The sequence below is a fragment of the Sporosarcina sp. P17b genome (assembly GCF_002743115.1).
Classification (GTDB): domain Bacteria; phylum Bacillota; class Bacilli; order Bacillales_A; family Planococcaceae; genus Sporosarcina; species Sporosarcina ureae_C.
In genome coordinates this window covers 1-19,649 of the sequence record NZ_PDYP01000022.1, presented here as the reverse complement: position 1 = coordinate 19,649, position 19,649 = coordinate 1, and the positions used below count along the sequence as shown (strand labels likewise).

Genomic DNA, 19,649 nt, shown 5'->3' with positions numbered 1-19,649 from the left:
AATCCGGGCTGCTATAATGCAGGCCCGGATTTTGTCTATTCTTATCTTTCTGAACGATTACTGCTGCTGCGTCTTGATGCGCCATCTCTTCTTGCGCCATCACGAGGCCCACTGCTACGTCTATTAGATCCGCCAGCTGAACCACCGCTTCTGCCACGTCCGCCTTGTGAACGTCCGCCGCCGCTACGATTGCCGCCTTTATAACCGCCACCTGAACGTGAAGAACCACGTGAAGGTAATGGACGCTCTTCAGAAATACTAACAGGCGTCTCATCAACGTCTTTAGTCAATGACTTAAGAGCAGCTGACAAAATTTCTTTTGCATCATATTTCTCAAGCAACTGTGCTGCTAATCCAGCATAATCTTCTGAATTGTGCTGATTGATTGTTTCTTCCAATGCTTCCACAGCATTTTTCTTCTGTTCAAGCAAAGCCTCATCAGAAGTTGGTGGACGTAAAGGAGTCATACGCTTCTTAGTCGTTTCCTCAACGATGCGAAGGTAGCCCATTTCACGTGGTGTTACGAATGTAACAGCCACTCCACTTTTACCAGCACGGCCAGTACGACCGATACGGTGAACATAGCTTTCTGGGTCTTGTGGAATATCAAAGTTGTACACGTGTGTTACACCTGAGATGTCTAATCCACGTGCAGCTACGTCTGTCGCTACAAGTACATCGATTTTATTGTCTTTGAACTGACGCAAAACTGACATACGTTTCGCTTGTGTCAAGTCACCGTGGATTCCTTCGGCAATATAGCCGCGAATACTTAGTGCATGAGCCAACTCATCTACCCGGCGCTTTGTGCGTCCGAATACGATAGCCAATTCAGGTTGTTGAACGTTCAACAATCTTGATAACACATCAAATTTCTCACGTTCATGAGACTTTACGAAGAACTGTTCAATATTCTCAACAGTCATTTCTTTTGATTTAATTTTAACCATTTCTGGGTTTTTCATGAAAGTTTCTGCAATTTTACGGATCGGAGCTGGCATAGTTGCTGAGAATAGCAACGTCTGACGCTCAGCCGGTACGCTTGCAAGAATTGTATTGATATCTTCGATGAATCCCATGTTCAACATTTCATCTGCTTCATCCAAAACAAGTGTTTGAACATGATCAAGCTTCAATGTTTTACGGTTAATATGATCCAAAATACGTCCCGGTGTACCGACTACGATATTTGGATTATTACGAAGTGCACGGATTTGACGCCCGATTTCCTGTCCGCCATAAACGGAAAGTACTTTCGCACGGCTGCCGTAGCCTACTTTGTAAATTTCTTCGGATACTTGGATTGCCAATTCACGTGTTGGTGCGATGACCAAAGCCTGAACTGCAGTGCTTTTAGGATCCAATTTCTCAATGATTGGAATACCGAATGCTGCCGTTTTACCAGTACCTGTTTGTGCTTGCCCGATTACGTCGCGGCCTTCCATACCAAAAGTGATTGTTCCCTCTTGGATTGGTGTTGCCTCTTCAAACCCCATGCGTAGCAAAGCGTTTTGTGTTGTTTCACTAATGTTCAATTCTGAAAACTTCGTCAAAATATTCAATCTCCTTTATTTCTCCATTTGACAATTGGTTACATCTGCAAATGAAAGCGCGGCAAATTCGAGCCATGTACTTTGAAAGTTGGGAGCGTTTCCGATATATCCATCTCTGGTTTATAAAAAGAATCTTCTAGAAGGATTCTTGTGGGTGCAGAGGGGTCATATCAATTACACCTATCGTAATTGCGTCCAGATTTTTATACAGCACAATGTAAAACCCGTGACATACAAGGAAAGCTCGGTCCTTGCCGAGCGGTGAAAACAGCAAATCATTGCTAGTCTGCCTACTAATCACCGTTTTATTCAAAAAAAAGTACTCTCCGTGTAGTATAACGGAAGAGTGCCGTGTAAATGTATCCAATTCCTTTCATCATTCTACCATGGCTTACACAAGACTGCAACGAATCCGCTTAAGTTCCATTAATCAGTCTTTGCCCATGAACTTCAGTACTTTTGGAAACCATACATGGCGATCTTCGCTATAACAAATATGGTGTTTGCCATGTTCAGAATAAATTAGATGCTTTTCTTTTGATCCAAGCTGTTCGTACAGTAAATCTGCTGTGACTGCGGGGACGATACCATCTTGCTTCCCCTGCACGATACAAACAGGCGTTTTGACTTGATGATGATACGGTCGCACTACGCGTACTACGCGCAAAAACTCTAACGCCACACGCACTGGAGTATTTGTCAGCTTATAGTTATACAGATGATAGAACGAATCAGGAGGAAAATCCCTATGTCTTAAGGAACTCATCATGATTCTAGCGTCCTCCAATAAAATACGTGGACTAATATATTTTGCCGCAGCACTTAATAGCACAAGTTTTTTTATAGGATAACGCAGAGCCAAATACATGGCGATTAAACCACCCATAGAGAAGCCGACGACTATGACGTTATCCACTTCTTTTTGTAGTCTTCTTAATTCTAATTCCGCGACCATCATCCATGACTTGGCTGAGCCTTTCTGGATACCCCGGTCCATTTCATGCCCAGGTAAAACTGGCACTACTACTTTCCAATCGGTATGATTCTGTAGAAACCTCTTGAACGGAGCGACTTCAAAAGGACCGCCCGTGAATCCGTGAACGATGAGAACACCTGTCGTCACAACTGTTCCTCTGTAAGCATCGCGATGATTCGTTCTAACTTCATTCCTCTAGATCCTTTAAACAGTATTACTGTCTGCTCTGTTAGTTTCGGGCGCAATGCCTCCGCCAGCAAGTCCGTATCATTCGCTGTCCACATGACTTCTCCCGGATAATCCGTCAATTGATCAGCCAACCACTTCATGCGTGATCCAAAGAGCGCAATTCCCTTCACGTTCATTTTCTTTAAATCCTCCGCCAGTCCTTCATGATAGTGCCGTTCATCGGTGCCAAGCTCCAACATATCGCCAAGGACGAGCCATTTGTCTTCTTTGACGGACGTTTCATCTATAAAACGGAATGCCGCACGCATAGAAGTTGGCGCTGCGTTATAAGCATCATTAATAAGTAATGATCCGTTTTTTCCCACCATTGGTTGCATGCGCATATCCGTTAACAACGTTCCACTTAGTGACTCTTCGATTTGTTTTTCGCTTAGCCCCAACTCTTTTGCGATCATTACCGCGGCCAGTGCGTTTTTCACTTGATGGGACCCGTAAACAGGAATCGTAAACTGACCTTCAAGTTTACCCGTCACAGTGAATGAACTGCCTTTATCGGTAGATAAAATATGTTGCGCAGTCAAATCTGCTTGTTCATAGCCGAATGACACACTATAGAAATCCGGTTGCTGGCGTACTAGCTCTTGCAGCAATGGTTCGTCACCGTCGTACAATAGCATGCCGCCACTCGTCAAACCGTCGGTAATTTCAAACTTTGCTTTGGCAATCCCTTCACGAGAACCAAGATCTTGCATATGCGCCTCACCAATATTTGTTATGACAGCAAACTGCGGTTTAGCAAGTGTTGACAAGAAAGAGATTTCTCCAAAGCCACTCATCCCCATTTCAAGAATGGCAACTTCTGTGTCGTCTTCAATAGATAATAATGTTAACGGCAAGCCAAGCTCATTATTGAAGTTGCCTTCCGTCTTTTTCACTTTGCGATAAGGTGATAATACTCCGGCAATCAGATCTTTTGTCGACGTTTTACCATTCGATCCGGTTACTCCGATGACAGTACACGTCAATTCACTTCGGTAGCTACGGGCCATTTGCTGTAATGCGAGCTCTGAATCCTCGACGAACAACAGTGGTATATCTGCGGGCGGATTCGGTTCATCTTTCAGCCATAGTGCTGCGATTGCACCTTTCTCAATCGCCCCTTTGACGTATTGATGGCCATTTACTTGTTCCCCTCTAAAAGGGATGAACAAATCCCCTGCTTGCACATTCCGTGAATCGATGCAGACGCCTGTCACTTGTTGCGCTGCGATATGCTGTCCTTCTGCTTGAAGCCATTGCTGGATCGTTGATAGATTTCGTTTCACGATACTTCCTCCACTCAGTCCATTGTATATTGTAGTTGTTGCTTTTCTATATGACGTTCTACTGCCAGTTCAATTAGCTGATCGATTAATTCAGGATAGGTCAATCCGGATTTTTGCCACAGCAATGGGAACATACTAGTTGGCGTGAAGCCTGGTAATGTATTCACTTCATTGATCAATACTTCATCGTCTGCTGTGACGAAAAAGTCTGCGCGTACGAGCCCTGAACAGTCGAGAACTTTAAATGCACGGATCGCCATATCGTTCATATGCTCTGCGACAGTATCTGGCACTTCAGCGGGAATCGATAACTCTGTGCTTTGATCTTTGTATTTGGCTTCATAATCGTAAAAGTCAGCAACTGGACGAATTTCTCCTGCAATCGACACTTTAGGTTGATCGTTTCCAAGGACTGCCATTTCGATTTCACGTGCCACGATGCCTTGCTCAACGATAATTTTGCGATCGAACTTCAACGCTAACTCAATTGCTGTTTTAAGCGATTCACGATCGTCTGCTTTACTGATTCCGACACTCGATCCAAGGTTAGCCGGTTTGACGAACATCGGATACGATAGTTCTTGTTCCGCCTGATCTAATAATTGCTCAGCGTGTTCTTTCCACGCACTACGTATAAAGTGGACATATGCAACTTGCGCTAATCCGGCTTGAGCAAATAATTGTTTCATTACAACTTTATCCATGCCTGCTGAAGAAGCAAGCACCCCATTACCCGCATATGGGATGTTTAAAACTTCAAATAATCCTTGTACGGTTCCGTCTTCCCCATTTGTTCCGTGAAGAAGTGGCAAAATAACGTCGGGCATATCTCCTTGTAAAAAGCTACTGATGTCATCCGACTTCGGTTGTTCACTTTTTAGACGTAATGTCTCGATCTCCGACACAGGTCCAGTCAACGGTTCACCCTTCAGCCACTCACCTTGCATCGTAATATAGATGGGTAACACTTCATACTTATCTAAATCAAGCGCTTGTGTAACCGCGCGCGCTGTGGATAGTGACACTTCATGCTCTGCGGATTTCCCGCCATATACTAAACCTAATCGTCTTTTCATGTAATCTCCTCGCATTCCGTAGTTTTCATTCATACAGTTTACCATGAACGGAGCCAATTCATGAATGAAAAGCCAACGTTCTTCATTCTTTTTACTTCTTTTTACTTCTTTTTACTTCTAATAGAAACCAATCATTTCACAACTCGTCTAGTAATGGGTGTACTTCTTAAAAAGTTTTGCGATATAATAGGTGATTATAGTAAGAGAATACTAGCTTAAGAAAAGGTGAGTTCATAATTGAAGCAATCAAACAGGCTAGGTGAACGATTTGACTGGACACTTGCCTTTATCATTTTACTTTTCGCGATCATCAGTTTTTTCGTCATTGGATCTGCTCAAACCTCTGAGCAATATACACAGAACTTCGTTTTAAAACAAGTGAGGTGGTATATACTCGGTTCCTTCATCGTCGCAATGGTGATGTACTTTGAACCAGAACAGTATAAAAAGTTCGCTTGGTATTTCTATGGTTTCGGTATTTTTCTATTGGTTTTTCTTATGTTGGCGCCCGGTGGACCAGGTCAAATTGCAGAAATGCGCTACAGTGCAAAGCGATGGTTGCATTTACCTGTCATCGGAACCATTCAGCCTGCTGAGTTCATTAAAACGTTCTTTATTATTGGACTTGCCAAGATGGTCAGCACGCATAACGAACGTTCTTTAAACAGGACCTATACAACCGATTTACTGTTGCTTGGTAAAATTGCGCTAATGCTAGTCGTTCCGCTATTCCTTATCATGAAGCAACCCGACCTCGGAACTTCACTGGTATTTATATCGATTACGGCAGCTATCGTCATCGTTTCGGGTATTTCATGGAAACTGCTCGTGCCTATCTTTTCGTTGGGCGCTGCAGCCGCGGGCGGAATATTATGGATGTCATTATTCGCACAAGACTTACTCGATAAATTCGGCTTCTCACCTTATCAGTTTAAGCGAGTGTATTCATGGCTTGACCCGTACTCTTACCCGACCGACGAAGGGTATAACCTGATTACAGCAATGACAGCAATAGGCTCAGGAGAACTGACAGGAAAAGGGTTTCTAGAGCGCGTCGTTTACATCCCCGAGAATCATACCGACTTCATCTTCAGTGTAATAGGTGAAGAATACGGTTTTATCGGTGCATGTTTAGTCATCACCTTGTATTTCATTTTAATTTATCATTTAACAAAAGTAGCCCTTTCACTACATGATCCGTTTAGCGTATATGTATGTACGGGTATCATTGCGATGATTGCGTTCCATGTGTTCGAAAACATCGGCATGAATATTCAACTATTGCCGATTACAGGAATCCCATTGCCGTTCATCAGTTACGGAGGAAGTTCCTTATTCAGCAATATGCTGGCCATCGGTTTAATCTTTAGTATGAAGTTCCATCAGCGGACCTATTTATTCGATGCGGATGACGATGATTTGTAATGAATGAATGCCACGCCCCCTTTTCGAGCAGTCACAAATTGTGTAGACTGTATAGGAATGGGGGTTTTTTTATGTCAACTTTACCAAATTGTCCAAAATGCCAATCGGAATATACGTACGAAGATGGAAACCTTCTTGTTTGTCCGGAATGTGCATACGAGTGGACTCCAGGGTCAGTGGAAGAATCCGACTCATTAGAAACGCCAGAGATCAAGGATGCTAATGGCAATGTGTTGCAGGATGGAGATTCTGTAACAGTCATCAAAGATTTAAAAGTAAAAGGAAGTTCCAATCCACTGAAAATGGGAACGAAAGTAAAAAGTATCCGTTTAGTAGAGGGCGACCACAATATCGATTGTAAAATTGATGGATTTGGCGCTATGCAACTAAAATCGGAGTTTGTGAAGAAAATTTAACACTTCACCTAACGCGAAAAGCTCACCCTCGAATATTCGAGGGTGAGCTTTTCGTATGATCTGATGTTTAGTTGGTTTGAACAGGCGGTACTTGTACTGCAGGCGTCAACGCTTGCAACATATCGCTTCTAGATTTTGTGAGTTTTGCGGAAACACCAAGCTTTGCCAAATTGGAAATAATCTTCTTGAAATCCATCTCTTTAGCCACTTCTTCCACCTCAACCTTCTGGGTTAATTATATAGACGTTTTATCACTTATGAAGTTCTCGATTTTTTAAAAAATTATTGATTACTTATATCATACCACTTTACTTGCATTTTAAATCTTTCATTTATGTTACATTTTCACTTTTTTTGCAAGTTTTAAACCTTTTTTCAAAAAACAGATGATTTCACATACCCCCCATACGTATGTTAGGATGAAAATATATGAAAGGTGGTGGACAACCAGTGACATTATTACCCGAAGACCCTTTGCTAGAAGAAGTAGAAGTTTCCTGCCGCAAGAGTCATCATTCAGAAGAAATTAAGACGAACTTGACGCATCGTTTAAACCGTATCGAAGGCCAGATCCGTGGCATTAAGGGAATGGTAGAGCGCGATGTCTATTGTGATGATATTATTACCCAGCTGTCCGCTACACAATCTGCTTTGAATAGTGTCGCCAATGTTTTATTGGACGGACACTTAAAAGGCTGTGTCAAAACCAGATTAGCTGAAGGGGACGAAGAAGTATTAGATGAACTGGTCAAAACCATAGCTAAATTAATTAGAAAATAGGAGGAATCATACATGACAGAAACAACATTGAAAGTATCAGGAATGACATGCAACCATTGTGTACAAGCAGTTGAAGGTGCTTTAACAGAATTAGCAGGAGTAGAACGTGCTTTGGTTGATTTAAAAGCCAATAACGTAGTAGTTCAGTACGATGAATCAGCGTTAAACGTAGCTCAGATGACAGAAGCAATTGAAGATCAAGGATATGACGTCGAAGCGTAACGAAAGAGGTGTCCTGCATCATGAGTGAACAAAAATCAGAATTCGCTATTACTGGTATGACGTGTGCAGCTTGTGCTAATCGCATTGAAAAAGGTCTACAACGATTAGAAGGCGTATCTACTGCTAACGTGAATTTTGCGACAGAAAAAGCAGCTGTTACATTTGATTCCGAACAAATCGGATTAACTGACGTAGAAGAACGAATTCGCAAGCTAGGTTATGATGTGCTGATGGAAGAGGTAAATCTTAATATTAGTGGCATGACATGCGCGGCTTGTTCCGCACGGATTGAAAAAGTATTGTCACGTACGTCTGGCATTCAATCCGCTTCCGTCAACTTAGCACTTGAAACAGCTCATGTAAGCTATGACCCTGCCGCTTTAGATTTGACGGATATTTTACAAAAGATAAAAAAGATCGGTTATGAAGCGGCACCTCGTTCAGAGGAATCCGCTGAACAAACTGATCATCGGCAGAAAGAGATAGATGAAAAGACGCGCAAGCTGATTATTTCCGCTATCCTGTCCTTGCCGCTTTTGTGGACGATGTTCGCACACTTTTCCTTCACTTCTTGGATGTATGTGCCGGAAATATTTATGAACCCTTATTTCCAATGGGCATTAGCTACACCCGTACAGTTTTGGATTGGGGCTACGTTCTATAAAGGCGCGTATGCTGCGCTACGTAATGGCAGTGCCAATATGGACGTACTGGTTGTACTCGGTACGTCTGCCGCCTATTTCTATTCGGTCTATCTTGTATTGACCGGTTTTGCACTAGAACATGGGTTGTATTTCGAAACAAGTGCCGTGTTAATCACATTGATTTTATTAGGTAAAGTATTCGAAGCACGCGCTAAAGGTCGTTCATCAGATGCAATAAAAAATCTGATGAAGTTGCAACCACAAGTGGCTATTTTAGAACGCGATGGTGAAGTCATAGAAATACCTATTCACGAAGTAGCTCACGGAGATATTCTAGTTATTCGTCCTGGAGCTTCTATTCCAGTGGACGGAATTATCTTGTCAGGAGCTTCCGCAGTGGATGAGTCGATGCTAACAGGCGAAAGCTTACCTGTTGACAAACAAAACGGTGATGAAGTATTCGCCGCTACAGTGAATGCTAACGGTTCATTACGCGTAGAAGCATCGAACGTAGGTAAAGACACGATGCTATCAACGATCATTCGGGTCGTAGAAGAAGCACAAGGATCAAAAGCACCCATCCAACGGCTGGCTGACCGAATTTCTGGCGTGTTTGTACCTATTGTTGTCGGAATTGCGATCATTACGTTTCTCATCTGGTATTTCGCAGTCGCACCTGGCGATTTCGAAGCTTCTCTAACAAGCATGATTGCCGTACTGGTCATTGCATGTCCGTGTGCACTAGGTCTCGCTACTCCAACTTCTATAATGGCAGGTTCAGGACGTGCTGCAGAAGAAGGCGTGTTATTTAAAACGGCTGAAGCAATGGAGCAGACCCGTTCTATTGATACGATTGTATTCGATAAAACAGGAACGATCACAAAAGGTCTTCCAGAACTGACAGATTTCCATATTCGCGACGAAAATCAGCGACTGTCATTGCTATCACTTGCTGCGGCTTCCGAAAGTGACTCTGAGCACCCTGTTGCAAAAGCTATTACATCTTATGGATTGGAGCAAGTTTCTACATTGCCAACGGTTGATTCATTCGAAGCGATTCCAGGTTACGGAATTCGCACAGTGATTGATGGACAGACTGTTTTACTCGGTACAAAGAATCTACTCTCTCGCTATGATGTGGTATTTGATCCGACAATTGCTTCCGTAGAACAAATGGAAGGCGACGGAAAGACGGTTATGTTCATGGCGTTAGACGGTGTACATGAAGCGGTCATTGCCGTTGCTGATACGATAAAGGAAACATCTAGTCAGGCCATTGCTGAGCTACGGGCTATGGGTCTCGATATCATCATGTTAACTGGCGATCAGCAAATGACGGCACAGGCTATTGCGAATACGGCTGGAATCGATCATGTAATTGCAGGCGTATTGCCGGACCGTAAAGCAGAAGTCATTCGTTCGTTACAGGCTGAAGGAAAGCGTGTCGCGATGGTCGGTGACGGTATTAACGATGCACCTGCCCTCGCAGTTGCCGATATCGGTATGGCGATGGGTACTGGAACAGCGGTCGCGATGGAAGCGGCTGACGTGACGTTGATGCATGGTGATTTATTGCGCGTTGTGGATACAGTGAAGATGAGTGGGTTGACGGTCCGGAACATTAAGCAGAACTTGTTCTGGGCACTTGCGTATAACTCGATCGGCATTCCAATTGCCGCAGCCGGTCTGCTAGCACCATGGCTAGCAGGCGCTGCGATGGCATTCAGTTCGGTGTCAGTCGTGTTGAACGCCTTACGTCTACAGCGTGTGAAGTTGCATTAAAATTATTAGGCTACCCCAGAAGTCGGAACATACGACTTTCTGGGGTAGTCTTTTTTGTTTTTGAAGTGAAGGTTAAATAAGCTAAACAGATAGGCTGGCAGGAGTGTTGGGGTGGGGATTTGTAATGTAAATAGATGATACCTTTTGTTGCTCATTAAAATAAGTATTGTAATCGATTTTGAACTGTAGAACTTGAATCTAAAGAAGTTAAAACAAAACAATAATTCACACACTACCTACAGTGAGTGATCTAAGTACCTGCACTATAAAAGTAGGATGGAAGCGGAAGTTGGGGGCGAAGTGCAAAGATGTGCTCCTAACGCTGCGCTTTTACTCGCAAAAGCCGTTCTTCGTTACGGCTCTTCCCCGCAGGATCAGCCCGATCAGGTGAGACAACTAAGAGAGCGCAGCGAACAGTTGGCTCACCGCGGGCCCATGGGAAAGCGTCCCCCAACTGGAGCTTCCATCCCGAACCACTCACAAACTCACTCACTACTCCTAAGACTTTGACTTTGACTTTGACTTTGAATTTGAATTTGAATTTGACTTTAAATATTTCAAAAACCATCTACAATCTGCTTCCGTCCCCTCACGTATACCAATTCCCTCACTCCTACTTGAACGCTCCCCCTTTTCATCGTACGATAAGAAAGAAACTATTCAGACAGAAAGCAGGTTACATATGAAGAAAACGATCTTATTATTGATGTCCGTCCAGTTCTTCGTTTACCTCGGATTCGGCATCATCATCCCTATTTTACCCGAAGTCATCCTAGCTGAAGGCTTTTCAGAAGTGCATGTCGGTGGTCTGCTGACGATCTATGCCTTGTCCTCATTCTTCACCGCGCCATTATGGGGCGCGCTGTCTGATCGTACAGGTAGAAAAAAACTGATAATGATCGGCTTGCTCGGTTTTAGCGTAAGCTTCTTCTTATTCGCAGCGTTTATGCACCATATAGTTCTGCTCTATGTTTCGCGCGTAGTAGGAGGTATCTTCTCAGGTGCGTTATATACCGCAGTGACTGGGTTTGTTGCTGATATCACGACAGAAGAGAATCGGAATAAGTACATGGGTCTACTCGGCATGTCAATCGGTCTCGGATTCATTTTCGGACCAGCAATTGGGGGTATTCTTGGTGACGTCCATTTACAACTACCATTCTTCGCTTCCGGTTCATTGACTCTGCTATTAACCGTGTACGCTATGATTATCCTCAAAGAGCCTGACCGTCATAGTGAAGGGAATAAACGAGCTATTATCCCAAAAGGTGCTTCTACCTTATGGACGTATCGTATTCGCTATCTATTCATCACATCATTCATCATCACGTTTTTACTTGCTGGCGTCGAAGCGACATTCCAGCTGTTTCAAATCGATAAAATTCAAATTACACCATTGCAACTTGGCTATTTATTTATGGCAAGTGGTCTTGTGGATGCCGCCATTCAAGGTGGTGTGGTACGACGGGTGAAGAATGGTACAGAAACTTCGTGGATTATTGTCGCGCAAGTCGTTACAGCAATCGGCCTAATACTCATTCCATTTTCCACGAGTTTACTATGGGCAGGTTTTGCAATGAGTGTATTCACTGCCGGTAACGCGCTTGTCAGAACAGTACTCGTGTCACTCACAACTAAAGAATCGGGCGGTATGTATGGAACTGCCGCGGGTCTCTCCTACTCTATGGATAATATGGGGCGAATTATTGGTCCGTTGTTATTTACATGGGTATTCACCTTGCAAGCAGGTAATATGTACTTTATTTCTGCAATTATCGCCTTACTCTCTATAATCTTAGTATTTATTTTCCGTAAATCAACACGGTCTTTACGAAGCACTGCAGAACCTGCTGCTTGATACCATACGGATGGAATTTTATCTTGCTATGTAAACAGGTTATTTTTTCACAACTCCGTTATACTAAAGGAATAGTATATATCCCGTGGGAGGAAGCTTATGACGCAAGTGATTAGTTTGATTATCACAAGTACGTTGGTTATTAATATATTTCTAGCGGTCGCTTTGATATTTTTAGAGCGTCGAGATCCTACCAGTACTTGGGCATGGCTTCTCGTGCTATTCTTTATTCCAATTTTAGGCTTTGTTATTTATTTATTACTCGGTCGACAATTGCGACAGAAGCACTTATTCCGCTGGGAAGGCAGGAATAAAATCGGTATTGAAAAGCTGATTAATTATCAACTTGAGGCAATAGAAAATGAAACATTCGAGTTTCTAAAGACCGATACAGAAGAATATGGCGATATGATCTATTTGCATTTACGCAATAATCATTCCGTACTAACACAGGATAATGATGTGCAGATATTCACAGACGGTCAAGAGAAGTTTGAAGCACTACTCGAGGACTTGGAACACGCTCGTGATCATATCCATATTCAGTATTATATTTTCCGTCTCGACGGAATAGGGAAACGAATTGAAGAGCTTCTAATCCGTAAAGCGAAATCTGGCGTGAAAGTACGGATGTTGTTTGACGATATTGGCTCACGTGGTTTGCATGTGAGGCACTTTCGGGAATTAATTACTAGTGGTGGTGAAGTTGCTGCATTTTTCCCTGCCTTGCTACCACTGATCAATCCACGTTTAAACTACCGGAATCACCGAAAAATCGTTATTATTGACGGAAGAATCGGATACATCGGTGGTTTTAACGTCGGCGATGAATATTTAGGACTCAGCAAAAAGTTCGGTTATTGGCGCGATACACATCTTCGTATTGAAGGAAGTGCAGTTCATCCCTTACAGACGCGCTTTATACTCGATTGGAACCAGGCATCACCGAGAACAAATATTCAGTATGATGAACGATTCTTCCCTGCCATTCCCCGTAAAGGAACTGTAGGAATGCAGATTGTATCTAGTGGACCCGATTCCGAGTGGGAAGATATTAAAGATGGCTATTTGAAGATGATATTCTTGGCGAAAGACTATATCTACATTCAGACGCCTTATTTTATTCCTGACACAAGTATGTTGGACGCTCTTCGCATTGCATGTTTATCAGGTGTGGACGTTCGGATCATGATCCCTAATAAGCCGGATCACATGTTTGTCTACTGGGCGACCTATTCGAATATCGGACTGTTACTAAAAGCTGGAGCGAGAGTATACATTTATGAAAATGGCTTTATCCACGCCAAGCAAATTGTAGTAGACGATCAAGTATCGTCTGTCGGAACAGCGAATATTGATGTTCGCAGTTTCCGCTTGAACTTCGAAGTGAATGCTTTTATTTATGACCGGGAAAAATCTCATGAGTTGGCGGAGATTTTCGAGGAGGATATTCAGAATTCAACCGAGTTAACACTAGATGCGTATTTGGAGCGTGAGCGATTGATCAAAGTTAAAGAATCGATTTCTCGCTTACTTTCTCCAATCTTATAAAAACAGCCGACAGAGAATATATCTTCTGTCGGCTGTTTTTATCGTACTTCTAAATATTCTTCCAATGTAATGTTACGTTTGAATATTTGTTCCGCCATGTCTTTTCCAACATAACGATAATGCCAGGATTCATGCATGTAGCCAGTCATTTCTTCTTTTCCTTCAGGATAACGAAGGATAAATCCATATTGATGAGCGTTAGCAGCGAGCCACTTAGCCGCTTCTGTATCTCCAAACGAATTCGACGCCCAATGTTTTTCATGATTCACTTCCCCGATATCAAACGCAAGCCCTGTCTGATGCTCTGAATAGCCTGGACGCGCACTATACCGGTCGGCTGCTTCCTGTCCGTCTCTTTCTACATATCGGTTATATAAAGTCACTTGATAGTCATACGAACGATAGGTACTGAACGCTTGCAAATTAATACCAGATGTTAAAGCTGAGGCCGCTAATTCATTGAATGCCTCTCTCGCTTCTTCGCTTTCTCCAGGTGCGTAATCTTCCGGTAGAGGATATTGTTTATTAGCAAGTAAAACGCCATGTATAAGCATCGGTTCTTTAGGTAATTTCTGTCCTTTGATATAGCTAGTCGGGTTAGAAGGTTTCACTGGTTTTTGAGGTACCGCTTTTTCCACGGACGTTTCTTCTTGAGTTTCATTGATCAATGGCTTATCTACGTCACGAAGTCGTTCTTCACTCGGTAAAGGAGCTTTTTCTTCGTCATGACGTTCTGTTGTATCCGTTAGGCTAGAATCCACTGACTCTTCTATTTCTTGAAAGTCGGTAGATGATTCTGTTTCACTTTGAATACTATCTAGCGCCTTCTCCACACTCCATTCATTCGTCCCAATCCATATCACACTACCCGCAAGGATAATGAAGATCAAAATGATACCTCCATCTATCCATTTATTTTTCCTCTTACGCTTTTTATCGTCTCTATTGTTTCTCATACAATACCTGCTTTCTTTCTGAAACGCTTATTAAATATCTACTCTCTTTTTAATATAGCGTAAGCTTTGTTTCAAACTATGTATTCTAGTGTATCATTATTTTTCTTTTTCGTCTGTCTATGATAATATTTACCTAACTTAAGATTCAGCTATTATTGTGAGGTATTGCATTTGAATAATCAACGTTGGCTCTCTATGAGCTTTTTTGTGTTTTTCTTTACGTGGGGCATCTTCTTACCTTATTGGACAGGTTGGTTGACTTCAGCAAAAGGCTTAACGGTGACGCAGGCTAGCATTGTTATGGGGGCCGGTATGATTGCTAGATCCTTTTCAACGTTTTTTCTATTTCCATACGCCATGCGAAACTTGTCACTTTTGCGCGTTATACGCTGGACTACGCTATTATCGTTCATTGTCGCGCTAGCTTATCTTCCGGAAAGTCCATTTTCGGTGGTATTTGGTTTGACGGTTTTGTTCAGTGCTGTATACCCTATTATCCTTCCAGGCGTGGAAAGTGGTGCTTCCTTATTGATGCAACATGAACGCATTCATTATGGGAAGAGCCGTTCATTCGGTTCGATCGGCTACACTGTCGCACTACTATTAATCGGTTCTGTAACAGCTATCTGGAACGAGCAAGCCATTTTATATATGATGATCATCGGACTCGGTATGGCATTGCTATTTTTCTATCAACAGGCTCCGGAAGTGGTCCAACAATCGCCTGTTGCAAAATCGACTGCACAAAAAGGACAATTACGCGCTCTGTTTGCTGATAGACCTTTTGTTATCGTGCTATGTATTGCGATTTTACTACAAGGCGCGCATGCTTCCTATTACAACTATGGTTTTATCTTTTTAGATGACATGGGTATCAACGGGTTTTATATCGGAGTTATACTCAATATTGCTGTATTGTTTGAAATTATATTTTTCACACAGGCCGACCGTCTTCTGGTCGGAGTCAAGACATCCACTATTTTTTTAATGGCCGCGACAGGTTCTACAATTCGTTGGATTTCCATCTTCTTATTTCCTGTAGCAAGCGTATTTATCGCAACGCAGGTGCTCCACTCCGTATCATTCGGCATGGCACATTTTGCATTCGTTCAATATATCTCAAAAAACGTACCGAATTATCTAATCGCTTCTGCCCAAGGCATCTATGCTGCAGTCGCAATGAGTCTAAGCATAGCGATTCTGACATTCCCCGCAGGTTATCTATACGATCAGTCACCACGCTTTGCATTTCTTAGTATGGCGGCTTGTTCTATTGCTGCTTTAATTTTAATTTTATGGACGAGACAGCGCATTTCTCATAAAAATGACTAAAAGGAAAGACCGCAATTATATGCGACCTTTCCTTTTTTCAAACTAACAAAATATACGCCAGTGTAGCAAGTGATGCTATCCCGAAAAACAACGCCATCCAAAGCATCCATTTCGCTTCGCGCAGCAGACCTTGATTTCTATACATAAAGGTTCGTGCGGTATTTGTGAAAGTAAACATTATCAACATGAACAAAATGGCAAACTCCAAATTCAGCTTGATGATAAAGTACAGTGCTGCGGCAGCAGAGGCTGTAATGGCCAAGCCCATGATCCATTTCAATTTCATGTGACTCTTCCTCTCTATTGTTAGAAACAAAAAAAGCTGGTATACACCAGCTCTTCTGTATCTTACTTTTCTTCAATGACTGCTGGCTTTACTTCTTTAAAATAAAATTTACGTCCAAGATACGTCTGGAAAATTAACAGTAATCCCCCGACTGCCCAATAAAGTGGCAATGCAGCCATCACAGTATACGAGATGAACATAATCATAATTGGAGACATGTAAATGAATAACTTCATTTGTTTCTGTTGTTGCTCAGGCATTGTCCATAATGATACGCGCGCCTGCACAAAGTATACAGCACCGGCTACTAACATCATGATGATATCCGGTTCGCCTAGTTTGAACCACAAGAATTCATGGTTTTTCACTTCAGGTGGTGCGTAAAGAATGGCGAAATACAAGCCCATAATGATTGGCATTTGAATCACAAGTGGTAAACAACCCATATTTAATGGATTGACGCCATGCTTGGAATACAGTCCCATCATTTCCTGCTGGAGCTTCATTTGCTCTTCTTTGTCGTTGGATTCTTTAGATATTTTCATTCGTTTTTGGATGTCATCCATTTCTGGCTTTAATCCATCCATCTTTACTTTCATCTCTTGTTGAGCTTTATAGTTCTTTAACATCAATGGCATCAAAACTAGACGAATTGCTACAGTAATCAGTATAATTGCAAAACCATAATTACCATTGAAAGCTTCACCTAGATAATGAAGTAACCAATCCATCGGCCTAACAAACGTACTGTAAAAAATACCTGTTTTGTTTTCCACACCAGAACAACCGCTCAAAAACACAGCAGTAATTGCCAATAAACTTACAAGCCCTATTCTTTTCTTCAATGATTTCACCTACGCTATCTCAAACTAATGAAAAGTATACAGCAAACAGCGATAAATTTACAGTGAATCACCTTTATTTATAGTAAAACGAAAGTAATTTCCGTCCAGATCCTTACGAAAGCGTCTAGGAGTTAACCCCGTATACTTTTTAAAGACACGTGTAAAATAACTTTGGTTACAAAAATGAAATCTTTCCGCTATTTCCGCTATTTTTTGATCAGAAAACCGCAAATAATACTGTACTTCTTCTATTTTACGAATTGTAATGTATTCAACGAGCGTAACTGAAGTATATTCTCGGAATATGCGGGAAAGGTGACTAGTACTCACATTAAAACGCTTGGCAATGTCTTCAACAATCAATTGCTTTTCAACATTTTTATTAATATATTGAATCACTTCATTAACTGTTTCATGTGAAAGAGAGGGTTTTACTCTTTCTTTCAAGATGTAACAGTAAAACTCGATTAGTTCATCACCGATTTCCTTCATATTGTCTTCATGCAAATTGTTTTCAATCATTTCGATACAAGCTATGCTGAATGTAAAAGCATTTTCATCAGTTAAAATACACTCAGTTTGTAACCGTCTAGTGACAAGGGAAGAGATGATGATAAAATAGTATTTCACGACTATAAATGTAAATCCAGGCGTATTCTTGTATAAATCATCTTGAATTTCCTTAAGAGTAGAACGTGCATTGTCTTTCTCTAAGTTGAAGATTTGTGTGAGGAGTTCTTTTTCCAGATTAAAAATCGACTTTGCCTTTTTTGTGCTCCTCTCTTCTTCAATTGCATTAATCAATTCCAGATTAGAACCTTCTGTCTTTTGGCCAGTCATGAGTCTCACCCCACTCATTCTCTCTGTATACATCTAACTATGCTGGGCACATTACTATATGTATATCATTTTACCTTATTCTCCAAGATTATCTACCTCATCTGCATTTAACGCTATATATGTATTAAAGCGCCCCTTAATAAGGGACGCTTTTGGTATTTTATTCTTATTTAACTTAATTGGTTTTATTGTCTTTTTCTGCTTCTTTAGTTGTTTCATCTTTATTGTATAGGGGCTTATTATCTTGAGCATCTTCATTTTTCTTATAAAGACCATCTTTTTTTGATGCCTTTTTATCTGGATCTTGTACTTCTTGGTTGTAATAATGAACACTTGTCTGTGCTCCCTCGGAGACCATGTTGTTGTCGCCTAAATCCGTTGGGTCTGAATAACCCATTTTTTCAGTCGCTTGATCAACCAGCTTATTGTTATTAACGAAAGTATCTACTTTTTCTTTTAGCATACCTACTGTTTCCATTGCCTTATCACGATTTTCTTTTTTACTGAAATATGCGTACGCACCAGCTGCAAGTGTTGCGAATAATAATCCATTTGATTTTTTAGCCATATTTACCATCCTCCGTCGTTATACTATTAGTAATTTTCTACTTACTGCTTAATATACCCCATGAACGTACTTTCAAACGTCTTCAATATGGTTAGTTATTTAGTTATCGTAGATCTAAGTTATATATGTCTTTTCTATGTCAATTCAATAATCGAAGTATATTGGGCCGTTTTTTAAGTCGTCAACAGAGTAGTCCTCACTCTTACGGCATAGTAGTTTTGTAAAGCGTAATTTGTTATACTATGTAGAAAGAGAACTAGAGGTGAGATCACTATGATTCGTAAAATGACAGTAGAAGATATTCAAGATGTTCAACAGATTGCACTTACGTCTTGGCAACATACATTTCAAGAACATATACCTGAAGAAGTGATCGAGGTGTTTATTGAACGAACCTATTCCGACTTAATGCTGAAGAAGCAATTAGAAAAAACGATGGTATTGCTTGCGATAGATGATCAGGGCAAGTCGATTGGATATTTAAGTTATACTCCGATTGATGTAGACGGTGAAAGTGAACTGACAGCGCTTCATATGCTTCCAGAGTATTTGAATAGCGGGCATGAGGAAGCGTTGTTAAAAGAGGCGCTAGGTACGTTGCAGGAAGCTGTAAATATAGATGTGTATGTGGATCAGAATGATATGGCGCTTCAAGATTTCTATGCTAAACAGGGATTTAGATTTGTCGAGTCATTTCCGGAGTTGTTTGAAGGTATTGCTGTGAATACTCTTCATTATTCATTGCCTATTACGCAACCTGCACATACTTAAAATAATGTGCTGAAAGTGTTTTCTCCAAGCGCTGAGAGAGAAGCAATTTAAAAGATATAACAAGAGGCTGGGACATAACTAGCCAGAAGTGAGCCAAAAAAGGGTTCGATCATCGTTTTTTGATGATCGAACCCTTTTTGTATAGAAATCCTTGTACGACTTCTATACGTTTACCTCCCTGGCAGTGTACTTTCTCAAGTTCACTGCCAATAAACCGAAGGCTAATTCATTTTTCACCTTATCCTTTCCCCTTA

19 protein-coding genes are annotated in these 19,649 nt (G+C 41.5%); 9 read left to right on the top strand and 10 right to left on the bottom strand.

Features of this window, described 5'->3' with window-relative positions; genetic code table 11:
• Positions 1-41: 41 nt before the first annotated feature.
• The 4 genes from cshA to CSV76_RS15750 all read right to left on the bottom strand — a co-directional run bounded on the left by cshA (position 42) and on the right by CSV76_RS15750 (position 5,119).
• The gene (cshA, locus tag CSV76_RS15765) at positions 42-1,553 is read right to left on the bottom strand and encodes a degradosome RNA helicase CshA (RefSeq protein WP_099626191.1); all 1,512 of its coding nucleotides are present in this window, start codon (positions 1,551-1,553) and stop codon (positions 42-44) included.
• Positions 1,554-1,983: 430 nt separating this feature from the next.
• Positions 1,984-2,676 (bottom strand): alpha/beta hydrolase, encoded by a 693-nt coding sequence (locus tag CSV76_RS15760; protein WP_099626190.1) that lies wholly within the window; start codon positions 2,674-2,676, stop codon positions 1,984-1,986.
• Positions 2,673-4,043, bottom strand: a complete 1,371-nt coding sequence (locus tag CSV76_RS15755) for a UDP-N-acetylmuramoyl-tripeptide--D-alanyl-D-alanine ligase (RefSeq protein WP_233204517.1) — start codon at positions 4,041-4,043, stop codon at positions 2,673-2,675. The genes CSV76_RS15760 and CSV76_RS15755 overlap by 4 nt, the downstream gene beginning before the upstream one ends.
• A gap of 14 nt (positions 4,044-4,057) precedes the next feature.
• Positions 4,058-5,119: a D-alanine--D-alanine ligase gene (locus CSV76_RS15750; RefSeq protein ID WP_085427358.1), complete on the bottom strand. Its 1,062-nt coding sequence runs from the start codon at positions 5,117-5,119 to the stop codon at positions 4,058-4,060.
• Between the two features lie 237 nt (positions 5,120-5,356).
• On the opposite strand from CSV76_RS15750, the gene CSV76_RS15745 reads away from it, so the two are divergent.
• Together CSV76_RS15745 and CSV76_RS15740 are read left to right on the top strand one after the other, a co-directional pair.
• The gene (locus tag CSV76_RS15745) at positions 5,357-6,544 is read left to right on the top strand and encodes an FtsW/RodA/SpoVE family cell cycle protein (RefSeq protein WP_085427359.1); all 1,188 of its coding nucleotides are present in this window, start codon (positions 5,357-5,359) and stop codon (positions 6,542-6,544) included.
• 71 nt (positions 6,545-6,615) lie between these two features.
• A complete protein-coding gene (locus CSV76_RS15740; RefSeq protein ID WP_085427360.1) occupies positions 6,616-6,960 on the top strand; it encodes a zinc ribbon domain-containing protein YjdM in 345 nt (114 codons plus the stop codon).
• A 67-nt stretch (positions 6,961-7,027) separates the two neighbouring features.
• On the opposite strand, the gene CSV76_RS17620 is transcribed toward CSV76_RS15740, so the two are convergent.
• Positions 7,028-7,168 (bottom strand): Lmo0850 family protein, encoded by a 141-nt coding sequence (locus tag CSV76_RS17620; protein ID WP_198166243.1) that lies wholly within the window; start codon positions 7,166-7,168, stop codon positions 7,028-7,030.
• A gap of 221 nt (positions 7,169-7,389) precedes the next feature.
• Between CSV76_RS17620 and CSV76_RS15735 the strand changes: the two genes are divergently transcribed.
• From CSV76_RS15735 to cls, 5 genes are all read left to right on the top strand, one after another.
• The gene (locus tag CSV76_RS15735) at positions 7,390-7,740 is read left to right on the top strand and encodes a metal-sensitive transcriptional regulator (RefSeq protein ID WP_085427361.1); all 351 of its coding nucleotides are present in this window, start codon (positions 7,390-7,392) and stop codon (positions 7,738-7,740) included.
• 12 nt (positions 7,741-7,752) lie between these two features.
• Entirely contained in the window at positions 7,753-7,962 is a 210-nt protein-coding gene (gene copZ, locus CSV76_RS15730; protein ID WP_085427362.1) for a copper chaperone CopZ, read from the top strand.
• Positions 7,963-7,982: 20 nt separating this feature from the next.
• A complete protein-coding gene (locus tag CSV76_RS15725; protein ID WP_099626188.1) occupies positions 7,983-10,388 on the top strand; it encodes a heavy metal translocating P-type ATPase in 2,406 nt (801 codons plus the stop codon).
• 682 nt (positions 10,389-11,070) lie between these two features.
• Positions 11,071-12,246, top strand: coding sequence for an MFS transporter (locus tag CSV76_RS15715; RefSeq protein ID WP_099626186.1), 1,176 nt, complete (start codon positions 11,071-11,073; stop codon positions 12,244-12,246).
• A 99-nt stretch (positions 12,247-12,345) separates the two neighbouring features.
• Positions 12,346-13,797: a cardiolipin synthase gene (gene cls / locus CSV76_RS15710; RefSeq protein WP_099626185.1), complete on the top strand. Its 1,452-nt coding sequence runs from the start codon at positions 12,346-12,348 to the stop codon at positions 13,795-13,797.
• 38 nt (positions 13,798-13,835) lie between these two features.
• On the opposite strand, the gene CSV76_RS15705 is transcribed toward cls, so the two are convergent.
• Complete coding sequence (locus CSV76_RS15705; RefSeq protein ID WP_085427367.1) at positions 13,836-14,753, bottom strand: M15 family metallopeptidase; 918 nt, start codon at positions 14,751-14,753, stop codon at positions 13,836-13,838.
• 171 nt (positions 14,754-14,924) lie between these two features.
• Here CSV76_RS15705 and CSV76_RS15700 point away from each other — a divergent pair, with 171 nt between their 5' ends.
• Positions 14,925-16,085 carry an MFS transporter gene (locus CSV76_RS15700; RefSeq protein ID WP_099626184.1) on the top strand — a complete coding sequence of 387 codons (1,161 nt, stop codon included), beginning with the start codon at positions 14,925-14,927 and terminating at the stop codon, positions 16,083-16,085.
• 37 nt (positions 16,086-16,122) lie between these two features.
• Here CSV76_RS15700 and CSV76_RS15695 read toward each other — a convergent pair whose 3' ends face one another.
• The 4 genes from CSV76_RS15695 to CSV76_RS15680 form a co-directional block, all read right to left on the bottom strand.
• Positions 16,123-16,371 carry a hypothetical protein gene (locus tag CSV76_RS15695; protein WP_085427369.1) on the bottom strand — a complete coding sequence of 83 codons (249 nt, stop codon included), beginning with the start codon at positions 16,369-16,371 and terminating at the stop codon, positions 16,123-16,125.
• Positions 16,372-16,433: 62 nt separating this feature from the next.
• Positions 16,434-17,216, bottom strand: coding sequence for a membrane protein insertase YidC (gene yidC / locus CSV76_RS15690; protein WP_085427370.1), 783 nt, complete (start codon positions 17,214-17,216; stop codon positions 16,434-16,436).
• 57 nt (positions 17,217-17,273) lie between these two features.
• The gene (locus CSV76_RS17935; RefSeq protein WP_158232836.1) at positions 17,274-18,056 is read right to left on the bottom strand and encodes a helix-turn-helix domain-containing protein; all 783 of its coding nucleotides are present in this window, start codon (positions 18,054-18,056) and stop codon (positions 17,274-17,276) included.
• A gap of 175 nt (positions 18,057-18,231) precedes the next feature.
• Positions 18,232-18,624, bottom strand: coding sequence for a hypothetical protein (locus tag CSV76_RS15680; RefSeq protein ID WP_232319612.1), 393 nt, complete (start codon positions 18,622-18,624; stop codon positions 18,232-18,234).
• Between the two features lie 273 nt (positions 18,625-18,897).
• Between CSV76_RS15680 and CSV76_RS15675 the strand changes: the two genes are divergently transcribed.
• A complete protein-coding gene (locus CSV76_RS15675; protein WP_099626182.1) occupies positions 18,898-19,395 on the top strand; it encodes a GNAT family N-acetyltransferase in 498 nt (165 codons plus the stop codon).
• The last annotated feature ends 254 nt before the right edge of the window (positions 19,396-19,649 follow it).